We start from the raw sequence: 25,015 nt of genomic DNA on the forward strand, positions 1-25,015 counted from the left end.
CTTATCCAAGGAGTGGGGGAGGGGCGGTGCTGCCGCGGGGGACGAGGCGGGCGGACTCGTCGCGTACGTCCTCGACCAGCTCGCCCGCGATCAGCGACAGCAGCGCGCGCGCCGCGTGGGCGCCGTAGGCGGGGATGTCGCGGGTGAGGGCGCTCAGCGCGGGCCGGACGATCTGGGAGAGCGGCGAGTCGTCCCAGGCCACGATCGACAGGTCGCCGGGCACGTCGAGCCGCATCTCCTGGGCCGCCGACATGCCGGCGACCGCCATGATGTCGTTGTCGTAGACGATCGCCGTCGGCCGGGTGGGCGAGCCGACGAGGCGGCGCGTGGCGCGGGCGCCCTCGCCGCCGCTGTAGTCGGTGTGCACGACGGCGTGGCACTCCAGCCCCAGCTCCTCGCACACCGCGGTGAACGCCTGGTCGCGCAGCACGGTGTGGACCAGCTCGGGCAGCCCGGCCACCCGGGCGACGCGGCGGTGGCCGAGCGCCGCGAGGTACTCGACGGTCTCGCGGACGGCCGCGGCGTCGTCGGACCAGACCGGCGTCAGCGAGCCCGCCTCCGAGGGGTGGCCGATCACCACGGCGGGCAGGCCCAGCTCCTCCAGCGCCGTCACGCGCGGGTCGTCGAAGCGCAGGTCGACGAGGATCGCGCCGTCCACCCGCCGCTCGCCCCACCAGCGCCGGTGGACCTCCGCCTCCTGCTCCGGCGTGGCGGCCACCTGGAGCATCAGCGCGTACGAGCGATCCGCCAGCTCGCCCTCGATGCCGCTGATCAGCTCCATGAAGAACGGCTCCACGCCGAGGACGCGCGCCGGCCGGCACAGCGTCAGCCCCACCGAGTGCGCCCGCGCCCCGCTCAGCGCCCGCGCCGCGCTGTTGGGCCGCCAGCCGATCTCCTCGGCGATGGCCTTGATCGTCGCGCGCCTGGCCTCCGACACCCCCGGCCGGTCGTTCAGCGCGTATGAGACCGCCACCTTGGAGACGCCCGCCCGACGCGCGATGTCGGCGATCGTCGGTCGCTTCACCGATCCCCCTGGAGAACCGCCGAGTGAACCGGTTAGCCACTCGTGCAGACGAACCTTACTACCGCGCCGTGGGGTTGGCACGGCCAGGGTTCGGTACCCGGACGGCCATTGACAGATGGGGTCTTGACGCGGCGGCCGGGCCACTTTACGTTCGCGTTACTTACCCGGTTCAGTGGGAGCGCTCTCAACGGCCGGACGGTGCCCGCGTCCGCGTGCCCGCCCTCCTGGCGACCGCTGGCCCGGCCACACGGCGACTCCTGAGCCGCCACCTCGGGGCTGAGACAGACGGTCGAGCCTCCGCCGCGGCGGGGGAAGGAGAGACAATGCGAAAGCGGGCGCGGATCCTCGTTCCGCTCCTGGCGGTGGGCCTGGCCTCCGCCGCGTGCTCCGGCGGAGGCCCCGTGGTGGGCCCGACGGGCGGCACGTCCGGCTCCCAGGGCGCCACCGCGGCGAACCCCGGAAACCCCGGGGCGCTGCCCCGCAACGAAACCCTCTACACCACCGGCTCCCAGTGGGGACCGCCCGCCAACTTCAACCCCATCCGCGAATGGGACCAGGCGACCGGCACCAAGGGCCTGGTCTACGAGACCCTCTTCCATTACGACCCCAACGCCGCCAAGCTCGTCCCCTGGCTGGCCGAGAGCGGCTCCTGGACCAGCCCCACCGTGTACGAGACCAAGATCCGCGCCGGCGTGAAGTGGTCCGACGGCAAGCCGCTGACGGCCAAGGACGTCGCCTTCTCCTACGGCCTCGGCAAGATGGCGACGAGCCCGTACCACAACCTGTGGGACTGGCTGAAGAGCGCCGAGGCCGTCGACGACCGGACCGTGCGCTTCACCTTCTCCACCGCCAACTACCAGGAGTGGGACTTCCACCTCTACAGCCGCGCCATCGTGCCCGAGCACCTGTGGTCCGGCCGGACGGAGGAGGACGTGCTCAACGGCGTCAACAACAACCCCGTCGGCACCGGCGCCTACCGCTACCAGAGCCACGACCAGGACCGCGTCGTCTGGGTGCGGCGCGACGACTGGTGGGGCAAGAGCGCTCTCAACGTCGAGCCCAAGCCCCGCTACATCGTGGACGTGGTCTCGCCCAGCAACGAGGTGGCCATGGGCATGCTGCTGCAGAAGGGCCTCGACCTGAGCAACAACTTCCTGCCCGGCGTGGCGAACCTGGTCCAGGGCAACTTCGGCCTCGTCACCTACTACGACCAGCCGCCGTACATGCTGTCGGCCAACACCGCCTGGCTGGTGCCCAACACCCGCAAGAAGCCCATGGACGACCCGGCCTTCCGCAGGGCCCTCGCCACCTCCGTCGACACCAAGAAGATCGTCGAGGGCGTGTACGGCAACCTGGTGAAGGCCGCCAGCCCGACCGGGCTGCTGCCGCAGTGGGAGCAGTTCGTGGACCAGTCCGTGGTGAGCCGGAGCGGCTTCACCTTCGACACCGCCAAGGCCAGGAAGACGCTCGCCGACGCCGGCTACCGCGACCGCGACGGCGACGGGCTGGTGGAGAACAAGGACGGCTCCAAGATCAAGCTGACCCTCATCGTGCCCACCGGCTGGACCGACTGGATGGAGGCCGCGCGGGCCATCTCCACCAGCGCCAAGGCCGCCGGCATCGAGGTCACCCCCGACTTCCCCGACTTCAACGCCCTGGTGGAGAAGCGCGGCAAGGGCGACTTCGACCTGCTGCTCAACAACGAGCGGCAGCTGTCCAACACGCCGTGGACCTACTACGACTACATCTTCCAGCTCCCCGTCCAGAAGACGCAGAACACCGTCAACTTCGGCCGGTACGAGAACAAGCAGGCCTGGCGGCTCGTGCAGCAGCTCGACCAGGTCAGGACCGACGACGTCGCCGGCATGAAGAAGATCACCTCGCAGCTCCAGAAGATCCACCTGGAGGAGCTGCCGGTCATCCCGCTCTGGTACAACGGCCTGTGGGCCCAGTCCAGCACCAGCGTGTGGAAGAACTGGCCGTCGGCCAAGCCGGGCGCCCCCAAGTCGGCGCCCGTGATGTGGCACAACTGGCTGGAGCTCGGCGGCTTCGAGACCCTCACCCAGATCCAGCCCGCCGCCTCCTAGCGGCCGCCTCCCCACGACCGCGCTCCTCCTCCCCCTCGGGAGGAGGAGCCCTTGGAGCCCCCACGTGCGTCGTTACTTCGGCAGGAAACTGCTCGTCTACGCGCTGACCTTCGTGGTCGCCGTCACCGTCAACTGGATGATCCCGCGCTTCATGCCCGGCGACCCCGTGGCCGGCATGCTGGCCCGCGCCGGCGTCTCCCAGCCCGCCGCCGTCGAGGCCATGCGGGTCTACTACACCGACCTGTTCGGCCTGGACCGGCCGCTGTGGCAGCAGTACGCGAGCTTCTGGGGCACCCTGCTCCGGGGCGACTTCGGCATCAGCATCTGGCTGTTCCCCACCCCGGTCAGCACGGTCATCCTGCGCGCCGTGCCGTACACGCTGGGGCTGATGGTGCCGGCCGTGCTGCTGAGCTGGGTCGCGGGCAACCGGCTCGGCGCCTTCGCGGCGCGGCGCCGGCTGCTCGACAACACCGTCCTGCCCCTCGGGTACGTGCTGACGGCCACGCCGTACATGTGGCTGGCCGTGATCCTCGCCTGGGGGCTCGGCGTCGTCGCCGGCTGGTTCCCCGTGGCCGGCGGCTACAGCTTCTCCCTCCAGCCGACGCTGACCGCCGGCTTCCTGCTCGACCTGCTGCACCACTGGGTGCTGCCGTTCCTGTCGCTGTTCCTCGTCGCGCTCGGCGGCTGGGCGATCGGCATGCGCAACATGATCATCTACGAGCTGGAGTCCGACTACGCGTCCTACCTGGCCGCGCTCGGCGCCCCGGCCCGGCTGATCCGCCGCTACGCCTTCCGCAACGCCGTGCTGCCGCAGATCACCGGGCTGGCCCTGCAGCTCGGCGTGCTCGTGGCCGGCGCGCTCGTCACCGAGATCGTCTTCTCCTATCCCGGGCTGGGCAGCCTCATCCTCAAGGCCATCCAGAACCACGACTTCTTCCTCCTGCAGGGCACGTTCATGTTCATCGTGATCGGGGTGCTCGTGGCCAACTTCGTCATCGACATCGTCTACGTCGTCGTCGACCCCCGTACCCGCGCCGGGATGGCGGGTGCGCGGGCATGACGGCGACCCTCACCGAGACCGGGTCCGAGCCGCGCGTGGTGCGGCGCGAGGCCCTGCACTTCGCCGTCCGCAACGGCAAGCTCGTCACCGGCTTCACCGTCGTGCTGGTGCTGCTGCTGGCCGGCCTGCTCGGGCCGCTCCTGCTCGGCTCGGCCCCGCCGAACGAGTACGTCGCCGCTCCCATGCTGCCGCCCTCGTCGGAGCACTGGTTCGGCACCACCACCTTCGGCCAGGACGTCTTCACCCAGTTCGTCCACGGCCTGCGCACCACCTTCGCGGTCGGGGCGCTCGGCGGCGGCATCGCCGCGGTGATCGCGATGGTCGTCGGCTTCGCCGCCGGCTACCGGGGCGGGCTGCTGGACGAGGCGCTGACCATGCTCACCAACGTCGTGCTGGTCATCCCGACGCTCGCGGTGCTGCTCATCATCAACGCCTACCTCGGCATCCGCAGCGTCGCCGTGCAGGCCCTGTTCATCGGGCTCACCTCCTGGCCGTGGGCGGCCCGCGCGATCAGGGCGCAGACGTTCTCCCTGCGCACCCGCGACTTCGTGGACCTGGCCCGGCTCAGCGGGCTCCGCACGGGCCGGATCATCGCGCGGGAGATCGCGCCGAACATGAGCTCCTACCTGTTCATGACGTTCATCCTGCTGTTCGGCGGCTCCATCCTCATCGCCTCCTCGCTCGACTTCATCGGCCTCGGCCCCACCGAGGGCGTCTCACTCGGGCTGATGCTGCAGAACGCCACCCAGTGGAGCGCCCTGCAGCTCGGCCTGTGGTGGTGGTTCGTGCCGCCCGGCGCGGCGATCACCGCGGTCGTCGGCGCTCTGTACGTCGCCAACGTCGGCCTCGACGAGGTCTTCAACCCGAGGCTGAGGACGACATGAGCCTGACGGTCACCGACCTGCGGGTCTCCTACCAGACCCTCCGGGGCGAGGTGCGCGCCCTCGACGGCGTGTCGTTCTCCGTGGCCGACGGGGAGATCCTCGGCCTGGCCGGCGAGTCCGGCTGCGGCAAGACCACGCTGGGCAAGAGCCTCATCCGGCTGGACAGCCGCATGCGCCACGCCGGAGGCACGGTCGAGCTGGACGGCCGGGAGCTGCCCATCGGCGACGACCGGGCCATGAACGCCTTCCGCTTCCGCGAGGTGTCGCTCATCCCGCAGTACTCGATGAGCGCGCTCAACCCCACCCGCAAGATCGGCCGCATGGTCGCCGAGCTGCTGCGCTCCCGTGGCGAGACCCTCGACCGGGAGCGGCTGGAGGCGCGCCTCGACCTGGTCGGGCTGCCGCGCGAGGTGCTCGACCGCTACCCGATCGAGCTGTCCGGCGGCATGAAGCAGCGCGTCGTCATGGTCGTCTCGACCCTGCTCGACCCGTCGCTGCTGGTCGCCGACGAGATCACCTCCGCGCTCGACGTCTCCACCCAGAAGGCCGTCGCGCGGGCGCTGCTCGGCTTCCGCGACGGCGGCCACGTCGGCAGCATGCTCTTCATCACCCACGACCTCGCGCTCACCTCGCACATCGCCGACACGATCATGGTGATGTACGCGGGCAGGATCGCCGAGAAGGCGCCGGCCAAGGTGATGATCGAGCAGCCGCGCCACCCGTACACCCGGCTGCTCATCGACGCGCTGCCCGAGGTGGGCGCCCGCCACACCGGCAGGCGGCTGACCGGCATCGCCGGCAGCCCGCCCTCCCTGCTCGACCCGCCGCCCGGCTGCCGTTTCCGCGACCGCTGCCCCCTCGCCGACGACGGCTGCGCCGAGCAGCCGCCCGTCGTCGAGGTCGAACCCGGCCACCACGTGGCCTGCTGGAAGGCCTGATGCTCACACTCGACAACGTCACCAAGGTCTACAAGGTCGGCGCCCTCGGCGGGAAGGCGGTGACCGCCGTGGACCGCGTCAGCTTCGACGTCCAGGCCGGCGAGGTGGTCTCGCTGATCGGCGAGAGCGGCAGCGGCAAGTCCACGATCGGCCGCATGATCCTCGGCCTCACCTCCGTCACCGGCGGCGCCATCACCGTCGCGGGGACCCCCGTCACCCCCGGCCGCGACTACTACCGGTCCGTGCAGGGGGTCTTCCAGGACCCGTTCAGCTGCTACAACCCGGTCTTCAAGGCCGACCGGGTGTTCCGGCTGATCAAGGAGACGTACCATCCGGCCGTGCCCGAGGACGAGTGGGCCGAACGGGTCCGCTCGGCGGTGCGTGACGTCCGGCTCAACCCCGGGGAGGTCCTCGGCAAGTACCCCCACCAGCTCAGCGGCGGCCAGCTCCAGCGCATGCTCATCGCCCGCGCGCTGCTGCTGGACCTCAAGCTGCTCGTCGCCGACGAGGTCACCAGCATGCTCGACGCGTCCACCCGCGTCGACGTGCTCAACCTGCTGGCCGACCTCAAGGCCCGCGGCCTGGCCGTGCTGTACGTCACGCACGACCTCGCCCTCGGCACCTACCTCGCCGAGCGGACCGTCGTGCTCTGGCGCGGCTCGGTCGTCGAGCGGGGCCCGACCGAGCAGGTGTTCGGCGACCCCCTCCACCCCTACACCCGCCGGCTGCTGTCGGCCGTGCCCCGGCTGCACGCCCCGTGGGAGGACGCGCCCGAGGTGCGATCCTGCCTCTACCACGAGAAAGGCGCCACGGGTGGCCTGGCGGAGGCCACGCCGGGCCACTTCGTGGCCTGCGCCCGGCTCAGCGACTGCCAAGGAGACCTTTCTTGACCGTGTACCACCCGCTGTCCGACGGCTGGACCCTGCGTCCCGCTCTCACCGGCGGCTCCCTTCCTCCGGCGGTCTCCGGCGCCGGAGCCGTACCCGCCACCGTGCCCGGCTGCGTCCACACGGACCTGCTGGCCGCGGGCCTCATCGACGACCCCTACCTCGACGACAACGAGAACCGCCTCGGCTGGATCGGCGACACCACCTGGACCTACGCCACCACCTTCACCTGGACCCCGGACGGGCACGACCGGACCGACCTGGTCTGCGAGGGGCTGGACACCGTCGCCACCGTCACCCTCAACGGCGTCCGCCTCGGCGCCACCGCCAACCAGCACCGCTCCTACCGCTTCCCGGTGCGGCACCTGCTGCGCGAGGGCGCCAACACGCTGGAGGTCCGCTTCGACCCGGCCCCCGCCTACGCCGAGGCGTGGCGGGCCGCCCTGGGCGACCGGCCCGGCGCGTACGAGGCGCCGTACCCGTTCGTGCGCAAGGCGGCCTGCAACTTCGGCTGGGACTGGGGCCCGGCCCTCGTGACGGCCGGCATCTGGCGGCCCGTTGGGCTGGAGAGCTGGAGCGGCGCCCGCCTGGCCGAGGTCCGCCCCGTCGTCCGCGTCGCCCCCGCCGGGGAGCGGAGGGAGCGGGGCGAGCACGGCGAGGTGGAGGTCCACGTCCGGGTCGAGCGGGCCACGGAGGCGCCGCTGGTGGTGACCGCCGAGGTCGCCGGGGCCACCGTGGAGGTCCCCGTCCCGGCCGGGCGGCGCCGGGCCGTCGTGCGCGTGCCGGTGGCCGAGCCGCTGCTGTGGTGGCCGCGCGGCCACGGCGCGCAGCACCGCTACGACCTGACCGTCCGCCTGGGCGACGCGTCCGGGCGGGCCGCGGGGGAGTGGCGGCGGAAGATCGGGTTCCGGACCGTCGAGCTCGAACGGGAGGCGTTCCGGCTGTCCGTCAACGGCGTGCCGGTGTTCGTGCGCGGCGTCAACTGGATCCCCGACGACTGCTTCCCCGCCCGCGTCACCCGCGACCGCCTGGCCGGGCGGTTCGCGCAGGCCACCGGCGCCGGGGTCAACCTGCTGCGCGTCTGGGGCGGCGGCCTGTACGAGAGCGAGGACTTCTACGACCTGGCCGGCGAGCTGGGCCTCATGGTGTGGCAGGACTTCCCGTTCGCCTGCGCCTCCTACCCGGAGGAGGAGCCGTTCCGCACCGAGGTGGAGGCCGAGGCCCGCGAGAACGTCACCCGCCTGGCCCCCCATCCCAGCCTCGTCCTGTGGTGCGGCAACAACGAGAACCTGGAGGGCCACGCCGACTGGGGCTGGCCCGAGCGCCTGGAGGGCCGCACCTGGGGGGCCGGCTTCTACCACGACCTGCTGCCGTCGATCGTCGCCGAGCTCGACCCTGCCCGCCCGTACTGGCCGGGCAGCCCCTACTCGGGGTCGCCCGAGTTGCCGCCCAACGACCCGGCGGCCGGCACCATCCACATCTGGGACGTGTGGAACCGCGAGGACTACACCCGCTACGCCGCCTACACCCCGCGCTTCGTCGCCGAGTTCGGCTTCCAGGGCCCGGCGGCGTACGCGACCATGCGCCGCGCCATCGGCGGCGAGCTGACCCCCGACGCCCCGCTCGTCCTGCACCACCAGAAGGCCGACGACGGCAACGGCAAGCTGCTGCGCGGCCTCGGCGACCACCTGCCCACGCCCGCCACGTTCGACGCCTGGCACTACCTCACCCAGCTCAACCAGGCACGGGCCGTCGCCTACGGCATCGAGCGGTTCCGCGCGCTCGCCCCGCACTGCTCCGGCACGATCCTCTGGCAGCTCAACGACTGCTGGCCGGTCACCTCGTGGGCCGCGGTGGACGGCGACGGCCGGCGCAAGCCCCTGTGGTACGCGCTGCGCCGCGTCTACGGCGACCGGCTGCTGGCCCTGCTGGACGGCGAGGCCGCCGTCGTCAACGACACGGACCGGCCCTGGCGGGGTGAGCTGCGGCTCGTACGGCACGGCCTGGGCGGCGAGCCGCTGGCCAAGGAGTCCGTCGCGGTGGACGTGGCGCCCCGCTCGGTCGCGCGGGTCCCGCTGCCCCCGGCCGTGGCCGTCCCCGGCGACCCGCGGCGCGAGTTGCTGGTCGCCCGGCTCGGTGAGGCGCGCACCGTGGCGTTCTTCGCCGAGGACACCGCCGTCGACTTCCCCCCGGCCGCCTACGAGGCGCGCGCCGAGCCGGTCGAGGGCGGCTACCGGGTCACGGTCACCGCCCGGACGGTGCTGCGCGAGCTCGCGCTGTTCCCGGACCGGCTCGACCCGGCCGCCTCGGTGGACGACATGCTCGTCACCCTGCTGCCGGGGGAGTCGGCCACGTTCACCGTGGCGACCGGTCAGGAGCTGAACCCTGGCGACCTGACCGGTCACCCCGTCCTACGGTGCGTCAACGAGAGCGCGCTCTGACGCCCCCTCCAGCACCTTGAGCGGGCCGGTCTGCTCCGGCAGGCCGGCCCGCACACCGACCTCCACCCGGCCGTCCACCACCCGGGCCGGGTACGTCGGCACCGCCACGCCCGGCTCGTCCAGGCAGAGGCCGGTGACGAGGGAGAACACCTGCTTGTGCAGCGGAGAGGCCACCGTCGGCTCGCCGCCCCGCGTGCCGACGATGCCCCGGGAGAGCACGCAGGCGCCGCTGAACGGGTCGCGGTTGCCGATCGCGTACACGGCGCCGTCGAAGGTACGGAAGAGGGCCACCTGCTCGCCGTCCACCAGAGCGCACGCACCACGCTCCGGCAGCAGCACGGGGTAGTCGCACACGGTCGTCCAGTTCATGAGAACAGTCACGGGGTCACCACCATCGGCTTGATCTGGTCACGTTCGCGGTCGAAGACGATCGAGGGGTCGGGGACGCCGGGGGCGTTGACGAAGCTGACGAACCGGCTCAGCTTCTCCGGGTCCTCGATGGTGGCGCGCCACTCGTCCTCGTACGTGGTCACGTGGTGCGCCATCTGGGCGTCCAGCTCGGCGCACAGCCCCAGCGAGTCGTTCACGATCACGTCGCGGACGTGGTCGAGACCGCCCTCGATGGACTCGATCCAGGCGGCGGTGCGCTGGAGCCGGTCGGCCGTGCGGATGTAGTACATGACGAACCGGTCGATGGTCCTGATCAGCTCGTCGGTGGACAGGTCGGAGGCGAACAGGTCGGCGTGGCGGGGCTTGAAGCCGCCGTTGCCGCCGACGTACAGGTTCCAGCCCTGCTCGGTGGCGATGATGCCGAAGTCCTTCGAGCGGGCCTCGGCGCACTCGCGGGCGCAGCCCGACACCGCCGACTTCAGCTTGTGCGGCGCCCGCAGGCCGCGGTAACGCAGCTCCAGGGCGATGGCCAGGCCCACCGAGTCCTGCACGCCGTAGCGGCACCAGGTGGAGCCGACGCATGACTTGACCGTGCGCAGCGCCTTGCCGTACGCGTGGCCCGACTCGAACCCGGCGTCGACGAGCCGCTTCCAGATCTCCGGGAGCTGGTCCACGCGGGCGCCGAACAGGTCGATCCGCTGCCCGCCGGTGATCTTGGTGTAGAGGCCGAAGTCGCGGGCCACCTCGCCGATCACGATGAGCTTGTCCGGCGTGATCTCGCCGCCCGGGATGCGCGGCACGACCGAGTAGGTGCCGTTCTTCTGGATGTTGGCCAGGAAGTGGTCGTTGGTGTCCTGGAGTGCCGCCCGCTCGCCCTCCAGCACGTGCCCGTTGTGCAGCGAGGCGAGGATCGAGGCGACCGTCGGCTTGCAGATGTCGCAGCCGCGGCCGGTCCCGTGGTTGGCGATCAGCTCGGAGAACGTCGTGATGCCGCGCACCTTGATGATGTCGAACAGCTCGGCCCGCGAGTAGGTGAAGTGCTCGCACAGCGCCTTGCTGATCTCGACGCCCGACTTCTCCAGGAGCTGCTTGAGCATCGGCACGCAGCTTCCGCACGTGGTGCCGGCCCGGGTGCACGCCTTGACGCCGGGGACGTCGGTCACGCCCTTGTCGGCGATGGCCATGCGGACCGCGCCCGCGCTCACGTTGTTGCAGGAGCAGACCTGCGCGTCGTCGGGCAGGTCAAGGCCCGCCGCCCCCGCCCCGGTGAACAGCAGGTCGGCGGGCGCGGCGGGCAGGGCCTTGCCGACGAACGGCCGCAGCGTCGCGTACGGCGAGGCGTCGCCGACGCAGATGCCGCCGAGCAGCGTCCGCGCGTCGTCGCTGATGAACAGCCTCTTGTAGACGCCGCCCACCGGGTCCATGTAGGTGACGTCGAGCGCCCCGCTCATCGCGCCGAACTGCGCCACCTCGACGCCCAGCAGCTTGAGCTTGGTCGACAGGTCGGCCCCCTCGAAGCCGGCCGTCCCGCCGAGCACGCGGTCGGCGGCCACCTCGGCCATCGTGTTGCACGGCCCGACCAGGCCGTACACCTGGCCGCCGGCCAGCGCGCACTCGCCGATCGCGTAGATGGCCGGGTCGGAGGTGCGCATGCCCTCGTCGACCACGATGCCGCCGCGCTCGCCCACGTCGAGCCCGCTGGCACGGGCCAGCTCGTCGCGCGGCCTGATCCCCGCCGAGAAGACGACGATCTGCGCGTCGAGCAGCGTGCCGTCGGGCTTGCGCAGGCCGGTGACCCGCCCGCCGGCGTCGGTGACGATCTCCTGGACGCCCGCCCCGGCGTGGACGCTCAGCCCGAGCCCCTCGATGTGGCCCTTCAGCACCGAGCCGCCGCCCTCGTCCACCTGGCGCGGCATCAGCCACGGGCTCATCTCGACGATGTGCGTGCGCAGGCCGAGGCCGCGCAGCGCGTCGGCCGCCTCCAGACCGAGCAGCCCGCCGCCGACGACCACGCCCTCCGACGCGCCCTCCGACGCCGCGCGGATCGCGTCGAGGTCGTCGATGGTGCGGTAGACGAAGGCGTGCTCCGCGCCCGGCACCGGCGGCACGAACGGCGCTGACCCGGTGGCCAGCACCAGCACCTCGTACGGCACGGTCGCGCCGTCGGCCGTGGTGACCACGCGCGCCTCCCGGTCGATCCCGGTGACGCGGGTCCCCAGGCGGGTCTCGACCCCCTCGGGCACCTCGTAGGTGAGCTCCTCCATGCTCGTCCCGGTCAGGTACGAGGTCAGCGCCACCCGGTCGTAGGCCGGGCGGGGCTCCTCGCCGATGACCGTGATCCTGCCGTCGAAGCCCCGCTCGCGCAGCGCCTCGACGAACCGGTGGGCGGTGGGCCCGTATCCCGCGACGACGACTCCGGTCATGCCGAAACCCCTTCCTGCTCACACAGCCAGCCGACGATGCCCTCGACCGCGTCGCGGCAGGTGCCGCAGCCGGTCGTGGCCCTCGTCGCCGCCGCTATCCCGGCCACGTCCCGCGCGCCGGCTTCCCAGCACGCCCGGATCTGGCCCTTGGTCACGTTGTTGCACTGGCACACCTTGGCCGCGTCCGGCATCAGCGTCGGACTGTCGGCCACGTGCGCCGCCGACGACAGGCCGGGGAACAGCAGCCCCGCCCGATCGCCCGGCAGGGCGCCACCCCGGTCGAACAGCTGCGTCAGCGTGCCGACCGCGTCGCTCTCGCCCAGCAGGATCGCGCCCACCAGCCGCCCGTCACGGATGACGAGCTTGCGGTAGGTGCCGCGGGCCCGGTGGCTGAAGCGCACCACCTCGGCGTGCTCCTCGGTGAGCTGCGTCTCGCCCATCGCGGCCAGCTCCACGCTCTTGGCCTTCAGCCGGGTCACCAGCCGCGAGCCCCGGTAGAGGGCCTTGCCGCCGGTGATGACCTCGGCCGCCACCGTGGCCTGCTCCCAGGCGGGCGCCACCAGGCCGTACACGGTGCCGTCGTGCTCGGCGCACTCGCCGATGGCGAAGATCGACGGGTCGTCGGTGCGCATCTCGTCGTCCACGACGACGCCGCGCCGCACCTCCAGCCCGGCGTCGGCGGCCAGGCCGGTGACCGGGCGGACGCCGCAGGCCAGGACCACGAGGTCGCCCTCGACCAGCTCGCCGCCCGCCAGGGCGACGCCGTCCTCGCGCACCGCCTCGGCGCTCACGCCGGTGCGGATCTCCACGCCCAGCCCGGCCAGCGTCTCGCCGAGAACCTGGCCGGCCTCCACGTCGAGCTGGCGCTCCATGAGATGGCCGGCCAGGTGCAGCAGCGTCACGGGCAGGCCGCGCCCGGCCAGGCCGCGGGCGGCCTCGATGCCGAGCAGCCCGCCGCCGATGACCACGGCGCGCCGGCTGTGCTCGGCCGCCTCCAGGATGCGCCCGCAGTCGTCCAGCGTGCGGAACGGGATCGCCCGCTCCACGCCGGGCAGCCGGGGCACGATCGCCTCGCTGCCGGTGGCCAGCACGAGCACGTCGTACGGCACGCGCCGCCCGTCCTCGGTGATCACCGAGCGGGTGTCCCGGTCGACGCACGTGACGGCGCTGCCGAACGCCGCGTCCACCCGGTGCGCGGCGTACCACGCCGGGTCGACCAGGCGCACCTGGTCGGGCCGGGTGGTCCCGGCGAGCACGTTCGACAGCAGCACCCTGTTGTACGGCTGGGACGTCTCGGCGCCGAGCACCGTGACCGTGATGTGCGGGTCACGTGCCCGCACCTCGCTGACCAGGCGTGAGCCGGCCATGCCGTTCCCTACGACGACGAGTCTCATGCGACCCTCTCCACTTTGACGGCGCACACCTTGAACTCCGGCATCCGGGACACGGGATCGAGCGCGGGGTTGGTCAGGCGGTTGGCGCCCTCCCAGTGGAACGGCATGAACACCGTGTCGCGCCTGATCGCGTCGCTGATCCTGGCCACTCCCTGGCTGTCGCCCCGCCGGCTGCTGACCCGCACCATGTCCCCCGCGCTGATCTCCAGCTCGCCGGCGAGGTCCGGGTGGAGCTCCACGAAGGGCTCGGGCGCCGCCTCGGCCAGCGGGGCGATGCGCCGGGTCTGGGCACCGCTCTGGTACTGGGCGAGCACGCGGCCGGTCGTGAGGTAGAGGGGGTAGTCCTCGTCGATCTCCTCGGCGGCCGGGCGGTGCTCGACCGCGACGAACCGGGCCCGGCCGTCCGGGGTGGCGAACCGGTCGAGGAACGGCCGGGGCGTGCCCGGGTGCTCGGGGGAGGGGCAGGGCCAGAAGACGCCCTTCTCCTCCTCGATCCGCTCGTACGTGATGCCCGCGTAGTCGGCGATCCCGCCCGCGCTGGCCCGGCGCAGCTCGTCGAACACCTCGCGCGGATCGGCGGAGTAGGCGTGGCCGAACCGCTTGGCCAGGCCCTGGAGGAGCTCCAGGTCGCTGCGGACCCCGTCGGGCGGGGCGACGGCCTGGCGGCGCAGCAGCACCCGGCCCTCCAGGTTCGTCATGGTGCCGGTCTCCTCCGCCCACTGCGTGACGGGGAAGACGACGTCGGCCATGGCGGCGGTCTCCGACAGCACGACGTCGGCCACCACCAGCAGGTCGAGGGCGCGCAGCCGGTCGGTGACGTGCCCGGAGCGGGGCGCCGACACCACCGGGTTGGAGCCGAACAACAGCAGCGCCCGCGGCCCCTCGGGGGTGCCGAGCGCGTCCAACAGCTCGTAGGCCGAGCGGCCGGGGCCGGGCAGGTCCTCGGGGGACACGCCCCACACCCGGGCGACGTGCTCGCGGGCCGCCGGGTCGTCGATCTTGCGGTAGCCGGGGAGCTGGTCGGCCTTCTGGCCGTGCTCGCGGCCGCCCTGGCCGTTGCCCTGCCCGGTCAGGCAGCCGTACCCGGAGCCGGGCCGGCCGGGCAGGCCGAGCGCGAGCGCCAGGTTGATGAACGCGGTGACGGTGTCGGTGCCCTTGGCGTGCTGCTCGGCGCCGCGGCCGGTGAGCACGACGCCCCGCTCCGCCGAGGCCAGCGCCCGGACGGCCTGCCGCATGCGGGGCACCGGCACACCGGTGATCCGCTCGACCCGCTCCGGCCACCAGGAGGCGAGCGAGGTGCGCACCGCCTCGAAGCCGGAGGTGCGGGCGGCGACGTACTCCTCGTCCACGAGCCCGTCGGCGATGGCCAGGTGCAGCAGGCCGAGCGCCAGCGCGAGGTCGGTGCCGGGGGTGGGCTGCAGGTGCAGCCAGGCGAGCTTGGCGGTCGCCGTGCGGCGCGGGTCGATGACGATGAGCCGCGGCCCGTCCAGGTGCCGGACGAACGGCGGCATGGTCTCGGCCACGTTGCCGCCGGCCAGCAGCACGACGTCGGCCTCCGCGAGGTCGGTGATCGGGAACGGCATCCCGCGGTCCATGCCGAACGCCCGGTTCGAGGCGGCCGCGGCCGACGACATGCAGAAGCGGCCGTTGTAGTCGATCTGGCTGGTGCCGAGCACCACCCGGGCGAACTTGCCGAGCTGGTAGGCCTTCTCGTTGGTCAGCCCGCCGCCGCCGAACACGGCCACGCCGTCGGGGCCGTGCTCGGCGCGGATCTCGGAGAGCCGGCCGGCCACGTGGTCGAGGGCGGTCTCCCACGAGACGGGCCTGCCGTGCAGGAGCGGGCTGGTCAGGCGCTCGCCGCCGGTGAGCAGCTCGGCCGCGGTCCACCCCTTCTGGCACAGGGCGCCGCCGGCGTTGGCGGGGATGTCGGTCCTGGGACTGATCACCGCCTCGGCGGTGATCGCCATTCCGCACTGCAGGGCGCAGTACGGGCAGTGGCTCAGCACGGGAAGCTCGATCATGTCTCAGACCCGGGCGTGGGCGAGGCTGGCGACGCGCGAGACGCCGACGGTCCGGGTGTAGCACCACCAGGTCAGGACGAAGCAGGACACGTAGAAGGCGCCGAAGGCGGCCAGCGCCGTCGCCGGGCTGCCGGTCTGCGCGAACGACATGCCGAACGCCCGGTTGATGAGGAACCCGCCGAGCGCGCCGACCGCGGAGATGATGCCGATGGCCGCCGACGCCTGCCGCTTGCCGTACAAGAGTGCCTCCTCGCCCTCGCCGCGCTCGGCGACCGCCTTCGCCTGGAAGATCGCGGGGATCATCCGGTACGTCGAGCCGTTGCCGATGCCGGCGGTGATGAACAGTGTCTGGAAGGCCAGGAAGAACGGCCAGAACGCGCCCGAGTCGACGGCGAGCCAGACCAGCGCGACGCCCGCGCCCATGCCGGCGAAGTTCCACAGCGTGACCGGCGCGCCGCCGAGGCGGTCGGCCAGCCAGCCGCCGACGGGCCGGATGAGGGAGCCGAGCAGCGGCCCGACGAAGGCCACCGCCGCCCACGGCGAGTCCGGGAACAGGCTCTTGGCCAGCAGCGGGAACGCCGTCGAGTAGCCGATGAACGAGCCGAACGTGCCGATGTAGAGGAACGACATGATCCAGGTCTGCGCCCGTCCGGCGACGGCGAGCTGCTCGCGGGGGCTGGCCTTGGCGCTGGTCAGGTTGTCCATGAAGAACCAGGCGCAGCCGGCGGCCACCAGGATGAACGGCACCCAGAACCAGCCGGCCGCGGCCAGCCCGAGCCCGCCGATCACCAGCGGCATGACGAGCTGCACGGAGCTGACGCCGATGTTGCCGCCGGCCGCGTTGAGGCCGAGCGCGACGCCCTGCTTGGAGCGGGGGTAGAAGTAGGTGATGTTGGCCATGCTGGAGGCGAAGTTGCCGCCGCCGACCCCGGCCAGCGCCGCGATCACCAGGAACAGCCAGTACGGCGTGCCCGGGTCGCTCACCGCCACCCCGAGGAGCACCGCCGGGATGAGCAGCATGAACGCGCTGAAGGTGGTGAAGGTACGGCCGCCGAACCTGGCGGGGCCGAACGTGTAGGGCACCCGCAGCGCCGAGCCGATCAGGTTCGGCAGCGCCACCAGCCAGAAGAGCTGGTCGGTGGAGAAGTCGTAGGCGCCCATCTTGGTCGCCACAATGCTCCAGAGCGTCCACACGGTGAAGCCGAGATGCTCGGCGAAGATCGAGAAGATGAGGTTCCGCCGTGCGATCCTCTTCCCTCTGGTCTCCCAGAAGGTCTCGTCATCGGGGTGCCATTCGGCGAGCCACCGCGCCATCATCTCCTCCTACGCTCGATCTTTCTGGCTGTGAGCCTAGGAAGGGCGGGTTACGCACTCTGACGGTCCGTGGCGGTGCTCCGGTTACGTGTGTCGCACGCCTGTAACAAGGCGCACACATGGGTAACGAGCGAAACACGGCCGCAACAATCGGGCTGTGAGAACGGCGATGGCGCGGAGCGCGATGAGTTTTGCGGGAACCGGCGGTCTGAGATGTGAGTGACCAACAACAGAGCACGAGCTGATCGAGCGGTGGACACTGATCGGTGAGAGCTCATGCAGGCGCCCCCAAGGCGCGTCGGGCCCGTGCCGGGACCGTCCCGGCGCGGGAAGCAACACATGGAGGCACCGGATGCGGAAGTTGATTCTGGGCTTTTACGTCTCGCTCGACGGCAAGAGCGCCGACGCGGACAACGGAATCCGGGACGTCATGATGAGCATCGACGACCCGAAGCAGGAGGAGTACTTCGTCAGCCGGCTGTGGGAGGCCGGGGCCTTCCTCATGGGCCGCAACACCTACGAGATCATGGCCGGATACTGGCCCAGCTCCGACCACCCGTCCGCCAAGGCCATGAACGAGATCCCCAAGGTCGTGTTCTCCCGCACCCTGAAATCGGCCGACGACTGGCCCGTGACCCGGATCGCCGGCGGTGACACGGCTGAGGAGATCGCCAAGCTCAAGGCGGAGCCCGGCAAGGACCTCGTCGCCGCCGGCGGCACCCGGTTCATGCACTCCCTGATCAGGCTCGGCGTGGTCGACGAGTACCGGCTGTGGGTGCTGCCCGCCGTCACCGGCAAGGGCGCGCCGCTGTTCCCCGAGCTGGATCAGGCTGTGAGCCTGCGCCTGGTGAAAAGCACGGCCTTCCCGTCGGGAGTCCTCGAGCTGGTGTACGTGCCGGCCGACAAGTAGGAAGAACCCCGCCCGGCCGCCCGAGCGTGTGGGGTCAGGGTTCCGCGTGGCGGTCGAGGCCGAGCGTGGCGATGAGGTCTTCGTGGAGCTCGAACCAGACTCGATGGCAGGAGTCGACGTCGGTGCGGTCGACCCAGGCGCTCTCCCCGGCTCGGGCGCGTGCCAGGGCTGTGGTGAATCGTGTGTCGTAGCCGCGGAACCGTGTGAGGACGCTCCCGAGCCGGTCCGCGAGCGGCCTGAGTGCGCGTTCGATGCCGGTGAGCTCGTGGAGGACCCGGGCGTCCCAGGCGGGATCGGAGTGATCGTTGACGGCGAGCCGATCGCCGGCGGTGGGCCGGAGTTGCCAGTCGGTGCAGGCTCGTAGCAGGAGCGCGTTCAGCGGCAGGAACTCGCGGTAGGCGTCACGGACCTCGTCGGCGCCGCCGACGCGGGCGAGCTCGGCCGCGAGCCGGCGCTCGTTCTCGGCCCGGCCCGATTCGGTCAGCGACCAGCCTCCGGTGCCGGCGAAGGCGGTGTGCTCCACCCAGCCACGCGCCTCTGCGTCGAGCAGCAGCTCTTTCGTCTCGGCCGCGTCGAGGCCGTACCGCTGGGCGATCACCGGGGTGTCCGCGAACCCGGTGATGCGCACGGCGTGCAGGGCCAGGAGGGCGGGCGGAGAGTCGGGCGTCATGAGTCGGCGTCCTGTCGTGCCGTCAGGCGGTTGTAGTGCTGCTGGCACGCCTGCGGGGAGTTGAACCCCATCGCCTGCGCCATCTGTGCCCAGGTCAGTCCGGCGCTCCGGGCTATGAACAGCAGGGCAGATTCGAGTCCGTCGACTTCGGCGCGTGCGGCGGGCAGGAGGGTGAGCGTGCTCAGGATGTCCTCCGGGTCCAGGTCGGCGTGGCGCCAGACGGCGAACTGCGCGAGGTCGACCGCCGTCGGCGGGGCGGGCGGGGGTCGCCACGGACGGGCGTCGAGCGTGTCCGCGCCCAGGCCGAGAAGACGCTGACGCGCCTCATGCTCACGCCGGGCCTGGACGTGGTCGGCGTGCGGCGGCTGAGCGATGTCGTGCTTGCGTGGCATACGACCTCCGGTGCATACTCAACAAAATATTGTCAATAATTTATTGAAGGGCAGGGGATGATTCTACCCCTCGGCGAGGCTGCCGCCGATACCTGCGGAGGCAAGGCCGGCGCGCTCGGCGCGCTGCTCCGCGCGGGTCTGCCGGTTCCCGACGGCTTCGTCGTCCCGTTCACCGTCTACCTCGCCGCCGTACGCGACCTGGACCTCGGACGGTTCGCCGGCGAGCCGTCCGCTCTCGACGCCGTGCGGCAGGGGATCGAGACCCGTCCCCTCCACGCCGACGTGGTCGACGCGCTGGGACGCGCACTCGACGGGCTCGGCGACCCGCCCGTGGCGGTGAGGTCGTCGGCAGCGGACGAGGACACCGGTCAGGCATCGGCGGCCGGTCAGCACGAGAGCTTTCTCGCCGTCCACGGAGCCGGCGAGGTCGCCCATGCCGTACGTGCCTGCTGGGCCTCGCTGTTCTCGCCACGTGCCATCGCCTACCGGGCTGTCTCCGGCCGCGACGGCCGGCCGTCCGGTGATCCCGCGATGGCCGTCATCGTCCAACGCCATCTGGACGCCGAGGTGTCCGGGGTCATGTTCACCCCCGCGGGCCCGAACGACGCGACCCGGATCGAGGCGTCGTGGGGCCTCGGCCCCACCGTCGTCGGAGGCACGGTCACCCCCGACACCTACCGCGTCGCCGGGGACGGGTCGGTCACACGCACCGTCGCGGAGAAACCGATCCGTCTTGACCGGCGCGGCACGCGGCTCGTCGTCAGCGACGTGCCCACCCGCACCCGGGACCAACCGGCGATCGACGACGCGACCGCCACACGGCTCGCCGAGCTGGGCGAGGAGGTCGCCGCCGTGATGGGCGGACCGCAGGACATCGAGTGGGCGGTCCTCGACGGCCGCACCTGGATCCTGCAAGCACGACCGGTCACCGCCGTACCCCCACCGCTCCCACCTTCCGCAGCCTCGGCGACCGCGGGCGCGTCCCTCACCGGAACACCCGGCAGCCACGGGACCGCGACCGGCGCCGCGAGGATCGTCCGCGGTCCCGGCGACTTCGCGCGCGTGCGGCCGGGCGACATCCTCGTCTGCCCCTGCACCGACCCCGCCTGGACGCCGCTGCTGCGCATCGCCGCCGGCGTCGTCACCGAGACCGGAGGCGTGCTCTCCCACGCCGCGATCGTCGCCCGCGAGCACGCCATCCCCGCCGTCCTCGGCATCCCGGACGCGACACGCAGGCTCCACGACGACACCCTCGTCACCATCGACGGCAGCACCGGCACCGTCACGACGACCGGGAAGGAAGCGGGCCCGCACGGACACCGCGCGCCTGACCACTCATGACAACACGACACCTCTACCTGGCACGCCACGGCGCGGCCGACGCGTTCGGGGAGCTCACCGGCATCGGGCGCCGGCAGTCGGGCCTGCTGGGCGAACGGCTCGCCGGCGTACCGATCGACGCCGTGTGGCACTCCCCGCTCCCACGCGCCGTGGCAAGCGCACACGAACTCGCCCGGCATCTGCCGAACGTGCCCGTGGCCGAGGCCGCCGAACTCGTCGACCACGTGCCCTACGTTCCCGGCCCGGCCGAAACGCCCCCGTCCTGGACCGGCTTCTTCGACGGCTACGACGACGCCGAGGCGGCCTCGGGCCACAGGCTCGCCGAGGCCCTGGTCGCCCGGTTCGCCAAGGCGCCCGACCCGACCACGAGAGGGGCTCAACCCGACACGCACGACGTCCTGGTGACGCACGCCTACCCGATCGCGTGGCTGGTGCGGCACGCACTGGACGCGCCGCCGTCCCGGTGGCTCGGACTGAACAGCGCCAACACCGCGCTGACGGTCATCGAGTACCGTGACGGCCTGCCGCCCACGATCGTGATGTTCAACGACATGAGCCACCTCCCGGCCGAGCTGCGCTGGACCGGGTTCCCCGACGGGAGGAGGCCGTGAACCGGCTCCTGCTGTCCCTTGGAGCTACGGTCTCACCCGGCCGGCTCGGGACTCCAGGTAGCGTTGCTCGGCGATGCTGGCGGTGGCCTTCGCGGCGCGGCGGTAGTGCTCGTACGCCCCGGCCGTGTCACCGGTCTTCTCCAGCAGATGCGCCCGTACGGACAGCAACCGGTGATGCGCGGCCATCCGGTCGTCACCGTCCAGCGTGGACAGCAGGGCCAGCCCGGCCGCCGGCCCCTCGATCTCGGCGAGCGCGATCGCCCGGTTGAGGGTGACCATCGGGTTGGGCGCTATCCGCTCCAGGATGAGGTAGAGAGCGTGCACCTGCGGCCAGTTCGTCTCCTCCGCCGTGGCCGCGTCGGCGTGCGTGGCGGCGATGGCGGCCTGCAACTGGTAGGGCCCCAGCTCCGGGCCGGCCAGCGACGCCTTGACCAGCTCGCTGCCCTCCTCGATCATCGCGCGGTCCCACTGCGTACGGTCCTGCTCGTCCAGCGGCACTAGGTCGCCGGCCGCGGTCGTCCGTGCCGCCCGGCGGGCGTGGGTCAGCAGCATCAACGCGAGCAGCCCGGTCACCTCGCCGTCCTCGGGCAGCTGCGCGTGCACCATCCTGGTCAGCCGGATGGCCTCGTGCGCGAGGTCGGCGCGGTGCAGCTCGCTGCCCGAGGAGGCGGTGTAGCCCTCGTTGAAGATCAGGTAGAGCACGTGCAGGACGACCCGCAGCCGCTCCTCGCGCTCCGCGCCGTCCGGCAGGCTGAACGAGCTGCCGGCGGCCTTGATGCGCTGCTTGGCCCTGCTGATCCTGACCGCCATCGTGGCCTCCGGCACCAGGAACGCGCGGGCGATCTCGGCAGTGGTCAGGCCGCCGACCGCCCGCAGCGTCAGGGCGGTCTGGGAGGAGGGGGTCAGCGTCGGATGGCAGCACAGGAACAGCAGGACGAGCGTGTCGTCGGTGTCCGGCACGTCCTCGGGCACGACCTCGGTGGCGGTCGCCGACTCCCGCTCGCGACGCGCATGGTCGCTGCGCAGCTGGTCGATGAACCGCCGGGACGCGACAGTCACCAGCCAGCCGCGCGGGTTGCCCGGCACTCCCTCGGCCGGCCACTGCACGGTGGCGGCGAGGACGGCCTCCTGGACCGCGTCCTCACATCCCTCGAACTGGCCGTACCGGCGGATCAACGCGCCGAGGACCTGCGGCGTGAGCTCACGCAGCAGGTCCTCGATGGCTGGTGCTGTCATGCCTCCAATTGTCCGTCAGCGAACATCACCTGCCGCACCTCGATCCCCAGCCCCTCGATCGCGGCGTCCGGGATCTGCGCCGCCAGCTCGATCGCCCGCTCCTTGTTCTCGCAGTCGATCAGGTAGAAGCCGCCCAGATACTCCTTAGCCTCCAGGAAAGGCCCGTCGGTCACCACCGGCTGGCCGTTGCGTACGGAGACCACGGCGGCCTGCGACGGGTCGACCAGCGCCTGCGTGGTGATCAGCTCGCCGGACTTCTTCAGCGTCTCGATGAACCTGCCGTGGCCGTCGCCGATCGCCGCCCTCTCCTCGTCGGTCAGCGCGTCCAGCACGTTCGGGTTGATGTGCATGCTGATCAGGAACTTCATCTCGTACTCCTCGTGGTTTCGCGAGCCCAGGCCGGGCCCTTCGATGGTCGGTCGGAGCCGCCCCCGTCGTCTTGACGTCCCCGGCCGGAATGCTCGCATGAGTTTTCCCGCCGTACCGATGTCAAGAAGCTCCCGGTCGCTCCGACCAACCGGCGAAACGTCAAGAGAACAGGAGTTCCGGGTATGCGAGTCGACAGGGCATGGCTGGGAGTGGCCGTCCTCATGCTGCCGACACTGCTCGTCGCGATGGACATGACGGCGTTGCTCCTCGCGCTCCCCCAGCTGAGCGCCGAGCTGGGGGCCACCAACGTCCAGCAGCTGTGGATCAGCGACAGTTACGGGTTCATGGTCGCCGGCCTGGTCATCACGATGGGTACGCTCGGCGACCGGATCGGCCGCCGGCGGCTGCTGATGATCGGTGGAGCGGCGTTCGCGGTGCTGTCGGTCGTGGCCGCCTTCGCGGTCAGCCCGCTGATGCTGATCGTCGCGCGTGCGCTGCTGGGCGTCGCCGGCGCGACCCTGGCGCCGTCCACGCTCGCCTTGATCACCAACATGTTCCGCGACGGACGCCGGCGCGGGCTGGCCATCGCGATCTGGGCGACCTGCCAGTTCACCGGCGGCGCGCTCGGCCCCGTCCTCGCCGGATTCCTGCTCCAGCACTTCTGGTGGGGATCGGTGTTCCTGGTGGCCGTGCCGGCGATGGCGCTGCTGCCGGTGGCCGGGCCGTTCCTGCTGCCGGAGTTCCGCGACGGCCACGCCGGCCGGCCGGACCTGGCCAGCGTCGGGCTGTCGCTCGTCGCGGTGCTCCTGACGGTCTACGGCGTCAAGCAGCTGACCGTCGAGAGCGCGCCGGTCGTGCCCGCGGTGGCCCTCGTCGCCGGCGCGGCCATCGGGTCGCTGTTCGTACGCCGGCAACTGCGGCTGCGCACGCCGCTGCTGGACCTGCGGCTCTTCCGCAACCGCCCGTTCACGGCCGTGCTCGTCGCGCTGGTCCTCGCCGGGATCGCCATGGCCGGCACGGGCCTGCTGGTGACCCAGTACCTGCAGAGCGTGCTGGGCTTCTCGCCGGTCGCGTCGGCGGTGCTGTTCGCGCCGATGGGCCTGGGCGTGGCGGTCGGCACCATGGCCGCGCCGGCGCTGGCCCGGCGGATGAAGCACACGACCGCGATCGCCGGCGGCCTGGTGGGGTCGGCGCTGGGCGGCCTGCTGCTGGCCGGCGTCGACGGTCCGCGCGCCCTGCCGCTGGTCATGATCGGCATCACCGTGCTGGCGCTGGGCACCGGCCCGCTGTTCGCGCTGGGCACCGGGCTGGTCGTCGGCTCCGTGCCACCGGAGCGCGCCGGCTCGGCGGCGTCGATGTCGGAGACCGGCAACTACTTCGGCGGCTCGCTGGGCTTCGCGCTGCTCGGCGTGGTGGCCGCGGTGGTCTACCGCGGCCACATGGACGGCACGTCCGACTCGCTGGCCGGCGCGGTCGCCGCCAGCCGGCGCCTTCCCGCCGGTCAAGGCGCGGAGCTGCTGCACGCCGCGCGGGAGGCGTTCACCGCCAGTCTGCACGTCATCGGCGTCGTCGCCGCGGTCGTCTTCGTCGCGTCGGCCCTGCTGGTCCTGACGATGCGCCCGCCGACCCGCACCACCCCGGCCACGCTTCCCGACTACGAGGCGACTCGCGCGTAGAACCCGGACGAGGCCGAGCCGGCAGTGTCCGGCGTCATGCGCCGAAGGCCGCGGCGTTCTCCCGTACCCACTGGGCGAAGGTCCGAGCCGGCCTGCCGGTGACCTTCTCCACGGTGGGCAGCACGGTGTAGCCGGCCTGTGGCGGGTCGGTCCGCATGGCCAGGAAGAACTCGATGTCCTCGTCGGAGTAGCCGGTCTGGCGCCACTGCATGACGATCTCGTCCTTGGTGAGTTCGATGTAGCGCACTTCGCGACCGAGGACGTCGCTGATCGTGCGCACCTTCTCCGGCGGGGTCAGCGCCTCCGGCCCGGTGAGCCAGTACTCCTGGCCGGCGTGGCCGTCGGCGGTCAGCGCGGTCGCGGCGACCGAGGCGATGTCCGCCTCGTGGATCATCGCGCTCCTGGCGTCGGCGAACGCCTCGCGGACGACACCTTCGGTCTTCACGGATCGCGCCCATTCCAGGGCGTTGGACATGAACTCCACCGGAGACAGGTGAGTCCACTCCAGGCCGCTGGCCTCGACGGCTTCCTCCAGCGGGCTCTTCGTCACCTCCCCCTTGAGCACCGTCACCTTGCGTACCCCGGCCTTCTTCGCCAGGTCGGCGATCTCCGGACCGTTGGTCAGCGGCGAGAAGTCCTCCCCGTCGAAGCTGATCAGGTGTGCGGCGCTGACGCCGGAGAAGGCCGTGGACAGGCTCGCGGTCACGGCCAGATTGCCGGCGACCACCTCGGCGCCTGCGGGAAGGTCCGCCTTCGCCGGGTTGCGGGTGAGGGCACGGACGCGGTGTCCGGCCGCCAGCAGCTGTTCAACGAGGGGGCGGCCGACATTGCCGGTGGCACCGGCTACCAGGATGGTCATCGAGATTCCTTTCGTCGCGGCACAGACACTAGAAGTGCTCGCGGTCAGCTTCGGTCCGCCATCGACCGCGGCTCCCGGCACGTCTTCG

General features: G+C 71.9%; 21 protein-coding genes. 10 read left to right on the plus strand and 11 right to left on the minus strand.

All coding sequences use genetic code 11. From position 1 onward, the window contains the following. Window position 1: 1 nt before the first annotated feature. Window positions 2-1,024 carry a LacI family DNA-binding transcriptional regulator gene (locus AB0H64_RS14195; protein WP_357623773.1) on the minus strand — a complete coding sequence of 341 codons (1,023 nt, stop codon included), beginning with the start codon at window positions 1,022-1,024 and terminating at the stop codon, window positions 2-4. 323 nt (window positions 1,025-1,347) lie between these two features. On the opposite strand from AB0H64_RS14195, the gene AB0H64_RS14200 reads away from it, so the two are divergent. The 6 genes from AB0H64_RS14200 (at window position 1,348) to AB0H64_RS14225 (ending at window position 9,321) form a co-directional block, all read left to right on the plus strand. After that, on the plus strand, window positions 1,348-3,111 hold the full coding sequence (locus AB0H64_RS14200; RefSeq protein ID WP_357623774.1) for an ABC transporter substrate-binding protein: 1,764 nt from the start codon (window positions 1,348-1,350) through the stop codon (window positions 3,109-3,111). Window positions 3,112-3,175: 64 nt separating this feature from the next. Next, window positions 3,176-4,171, plus strand: a complete 996-nt coding sequence (locus AB0H64_RS14205; RefSeq protein WP_357623775.1) for an ABC transporter permease — start codon at window positions 3,176-3,178, stop codon at window positions 4,169-4,171. Beyond that, window positions 4,168-5,055, plus strand: a complete 888-nt coding sequence (locus AB0H64_RS14210; RefSeq protein ID WP_357623776.1) for an ABC transporter permease — start codon at window positions 4,168-4,170, stop codon at window positions 5,053-5,055. Before AB0H64_RS14205 ends, AB0H64_RS14210 begins: the two co-directional genes overlap by 4 nt. Further along, the gene (locus AB0H64_RS14215; protein ID WP_357623777.1) at window positions 5,052-5,993 is read left to right on the plus strand and encodes an ABC transporter ATP-binding protein; all 942 of its coding nucleotides are present in this window, start codon (window positions 5,052-5,054) and stop codon (window positions 5,991-5,993) included. Before AB0H64_RS14210 ends, AB0H64_RS14215 begins: the two co-directional genes overlap by 4 nt. Then, window positions 5,993-6,883: an ATP-binding cassette domain-containing protein gene (locus tag AB0H64_RS14220; RefSeq protein WP_357623778.1), complete on the plus strand. Its 891-nt coding sequence runs from the start codon at window positions 5,993-5,995 to the stop codon at window positions 6,881-6,883. Before AB0H64_RS14215 ends, AB0H64_RS14220 begins: the two co-directional genes overlap by 1 nt. A gap of 2 nt (window positions 6,884-6,885) precedes the next feature. Continuing rightward, a complete protein-coding gene (locus tag AB0H64_RS14225; RefSeq protein WP_357624065.1) occupies window positions 6,886-9,321 on the plus strand; it encodes a glycoside hydrolase family 2 protein in 2,436 nt (811 codons plus the stop codon). On the opposite strand, the gene nirD is transcribed toward AB0H64_RS14225, so the two are convergent. Genes nirD through AB0H64_RS14250 form a run of 5 tightly spaced genes read right to left on the minus strand, consistent with a single transcriptional unit; the run spans window position 9,292 to window position 16,866 of the window. Beyond that, a complete protein-coding gene (nirD, locus tag AB0H64_RS14230; protein ID WP_357623779.1) occupies window positions 9,292-9,702 on the minus strand; it encodes a nitrite reductase small subunit NirD in 411 nt (136 codons plus the stop codon). The genes AB0H64_RS14225 and nirD overlap by 30 nt on opposite strands. Next, entirely contained in the window at window positions 9,699-12,134 is a 2,436-nt protein-coding gene (gene nirB / locus AB0H64_RS14235; protein WP_357623780.1) for a nitrite reductase large subunit NirB, read from the minus strand. Before nirB ends, nirD begins: the two co-directional genes overlap by 4 nt. After that, window positions 12,131-13,528, minus strand: coding sequence for an FAD-dependent oxidoreductase (locus AB0H64_RS14240; protein WP_357623782.1), 1,398 nt, complete (start codon window positions 13,526-13,528; stop codon window positions 12,131-12,133). Before AB0H64_RS14240 ends, nirB begins: the two co-directional genes overlap by 4 nt. Continuing rightward, window positions 13,525-15,549 carry a molybdopterin-dependent oxidoreductase gene (locus tag AB0H64_RS14245; protein WP_357623783.1) on the minus strand — a complete coding sequence of 675 codons (2,025 nt, stop codon included), beginning with the start codon at window positions 15,547-15,549 and terminating at the stop codon, window positions 13,525-13,527. Before AB0H64_RS14245 ends, AB0H64_RS14240 begins: the two co-directional genes overlap by 4 nt. Before the next feature lie 3 nt (window positions 15,550-15,552). After that, the gene (locus AB0H64_RS14250; protein ID WP_357623784.1) at window positions 15,553-16,866 is read right to left on the minus strand and encodes an MFS transporter; all 1,314 of its coding nucleotides are present in this window, start codon (window positions 16,864-16,866) and stop codon (window positions 15,553-15,555) included. 349 nt (window positions 16,867-17,215) lie between these two features. Here AB0H64_RS14250 and AB0H64_RS14255 point away from each other — a divergent pair, with 349 nt between their 5' ends. Continuing rightward, on the plus strand, window positions 17,216-17,773 hold the full coding sequence (locus AB0H64_RS14255) for a dihydrofolate reductase family protein (protein ID WP_357623785.1): 558 nt from the start codon (window positions 17,216-17,218) through the stop codon (window positions 17,771-17,773). Window positions 17,774-17,807: 34 nt separating this feature from the next. On the opposite strand, the gene AB0H64_RS14260 is transcribed toward AB0H64_RS14255, so the two are convergent. Then, window positions 17,808-18,443 (minus strand): transcriptional regulator, encoded by a 636-nt coding sequence (locus AB0H64_RS14260; RefSeq protein ID WP_357623786.1) that lies wholly within the window; start codon window positions 18,441-18,443, stop codon window positions 17,808-17,810. Further along, the gene (locus tag AB0H64_RS14265; RefSeq protein ID WP_357623787.1) at window positions 18,440-18,835 is read right to left on the minus strand and encodes a DNA-binding protein; all 396 of its coding nucleotides are present in this window, start codon (window positions 18,833-18,835) and stop codon (window positions 18,440-18,442) included. Before AB0H64_RS14265 ends, AB0H64_RS14260 begins: the two co-directional genes overlap by 4 nt. Before the next feature lie 57 nt (window positions 18,836-18,892). Between AB0H64_RS14265 and AB0H64_RS14270 the strand changes: the two genes are divergently transcribed. Next, window positions 18,893-20,176, plus strand: a complete 1,284-nt coding sequence (locus tag AB0H64_RS14270; RefSeq protein ID WP_357623789.1) for a PEP/pyruvate-binding domain-containing protein — start codon at window positions 18,893-18,895, stop codon at window positions 20,174-20,176. After that, on the plus strand, window positions 20,173-20,787 hold the full coding sequence (locus tag AB0H64_RS14275) for a histidine phosphatase family protein (RefSeq protein WP_357623790.1): 615 nt from the start codon (window positions 20,173-20,175) through the stop codon (window positions 20,785-20,787). Before AB0H64_RS14270 ends, AB0H64_RS14275 begins: the two co-directional genes overlap by 4 nt. 24 nt (window positions 20,788-20,811) lie before the next feature. On the opposite strand, the gene AB0H64_RS14280 is transcribed toward AB0H64_RS14275, so the two are convergent. Continuing rightward, the gene (locus AB0H64_RS14280; protein ID WP_357623791.1) at window positions 20,812-22,023 is read right to left on the minus strand and encodes a sigma-70 family RNA polymerase sigma factor; all 1,212 of its coding nucleotides are present in this window, start codon (window positions 22,021-22,023) and stop codon (window positions 20,812-20,814) included. Further along, window positions 22,020-22,391 (minus strand): YciI family protein, encoded by a 372-nt coding sequence (locus tag AB0H64_RS14285; protein WP_357623792.1) that lies wholly within the window; start codon window positions 22,389-22,391, stop codon window positions 22,020-22,022. The genes AB0H64_RS14280 and AB0H64_RS14285 overlap by 4 nt, the downstream gene beginning before the upstream one ends. A 183-nt stretch (window positions 22,392-22,574) precedes the next feature. Here AB0H64_RS14285 and AB0H64_RS14290 point away from each other — a divergent pair, with 183 nt between their 5' ends. Then, window positions 22,575-24,068, plus strand: coding sequence for an MFS transporter (locus AB0H64_RS14290; RefSeq protein WP_357623793.1), 1,494 nt, complete (start codon window positions 22,575-22,577; stop codon window positions 24,066-24,068). Between the two features lie 34 nt (window positions 24,069-24,102). Here the strand turns inward: AB0H64_RS14290 and AB0H64_RS14295 are convergent, their stop codons facing one another. Next, window positions 24,103-24,927, minus strand: a complete 825-nt coding sequence (locus AB0H64_RS14295) for an NmrA family NAD(P)-binding protein (protein ID WP_357623795.1) — start codon at window positions 24,925-24,927, stop codon at window positions 24,103-24,105. Window positions 24,928-25,015: the final 88 nt, after the last annotated feature.

Origin of the sequence: Nonomuraea sp. NPDC050733 (assembly GCF_040654215.1) — a bacterium.
Classification (GTDB): domain Bacteria; phylum Actinomycetota; class Actinomycetes; order Streptosporangiales; family Streptosporangiaceae; genus Nonomuraea.

Excerpts from the sequence above, each read along its gene's own strand:
- AB0H64_RS14200 (WP_357623774.1), top strand. The coding sequence starts at position 1,348 with ATGCGAAAGCGGGCGCGGATCCTCGTTCCGCTCCTGGCGGTGGGCCTG.
- AB0H64_RS14210 (WP_357623776.1), top strand. The coding sequence starts at position 4,168 with ATGACGGCGACCCTCACCGAGACCGGGTCCGAGCCGCGCGTGGTGCGG.
- AB0H64_RS14215 (WP_357623777.1), top strand. The coding sequence starts at position 5,052 with ATGAGCCTGACGGTCACCGACCTGCGGGTCTCCTACCAGACCCTCCGG.
- AB0H64_RS14220 (WP_357623778.1), top strand. The coding sequence starts at position 5,993 with ATGCTCACACTCGACAACGTCACCAAGGTCTACAAGGTCGGCGCCCTC.
- nirB (WP_357623780.1), bottom strand. The coding sequence starts at position 12,134 with ATGACCGGAGTCGTCGTCGCGGGATACGGGCCCACCGCCCACCGGTTC.
- AB0H64_RS14240 (WP_357623782.1), bottom strand. The coding sequence starts at position 13,528 with ATGAGACTCGTCGTCGTAGGGAACGGCATGGCCGGCTCACGCCTGGTC.
- AB0H64_RS14245 (WP_357623783.1), bottom strand. The coding sequence starts at position 15,549 with ATGATCGAGCTTCCCGTGCTGAGCCACTGCCCGTACTGCGCCCTGCAG.
- AB0H64_RS14250 (WP_357623784.1), bottom strand. The coding sequence starts at position 16,866 with ATGATGGCGCGGTGGCTCGCCGAATGGCACCCCGATGACGAGACCTTC.
- AB0H64_RS14255 (WP_357623785.1), top strand. The coding sequence starts at position 17,216 with ATGCGGAAGTTGATTCTGGGCTTTTACGTCTCGCTCGACGGCAAGAGC.
- AB0H64_RS14260 (WP_357623786.1), bottom strand. The coding sequence starts at position 18,443 with ATGACGCCCGACTCTCCGCCCGCCCTCCTGGCCCTGCACGCCGTGCGC.
- AB0H64_RS14265 (WP_357623787.1), bottom strand. The coding sequence starts at position 18,835 with ATGCCACGCAAGCACGACATCGCTCAGCCGCCGCACGCCGACCACGTC.
- AB0H64_RS14270 (WP_357623789.1), top strand. The coding sequence starts at position 18,893 with ATGATTCTACCCCTCGGCGAGGCTGCCGCCGATACCTGCGGAGGCAAG.
- AB0H64_RS14275 (WP_357623790.1), top strand. The coding sequence starts at position 20,173 with ATGACAACACGACACCTCTACCTGGCACGCCACGGCGCGGCCGACGCG.
- AB0H64_RS14280 (WP_357623791.1), bottom strand. The coding sequence starts at position 22,023 with ATGACAGCACCAGCCATCGAGGACCTGCTGCGTGAGCTCACGCCGCAG.
- AB0H64_RS14285 (WP_357623792.1), bottom strand. The coding sequence starts at position 22,391 with ATGAAGTTCCTGATCAGCATGCACATCAACCCGAACGTGCTGGACGCG.
- AB0H64_RS14290 (WP_357623793.1), top strand. The coding sequence starts at position 22,575 with ATGCGAGTCGACAGGGCATGGCTGGGAGTGGCCGTCCTCATGCTGCCG.
- AB0H64_RS14295 (WP_357623795.1), bottom strand. The coding sequence starts at position 24,927 with ATGACCATCCTGGTAGCCGGTGCCACCGGCAATGTCGGCCGCCCCCTC.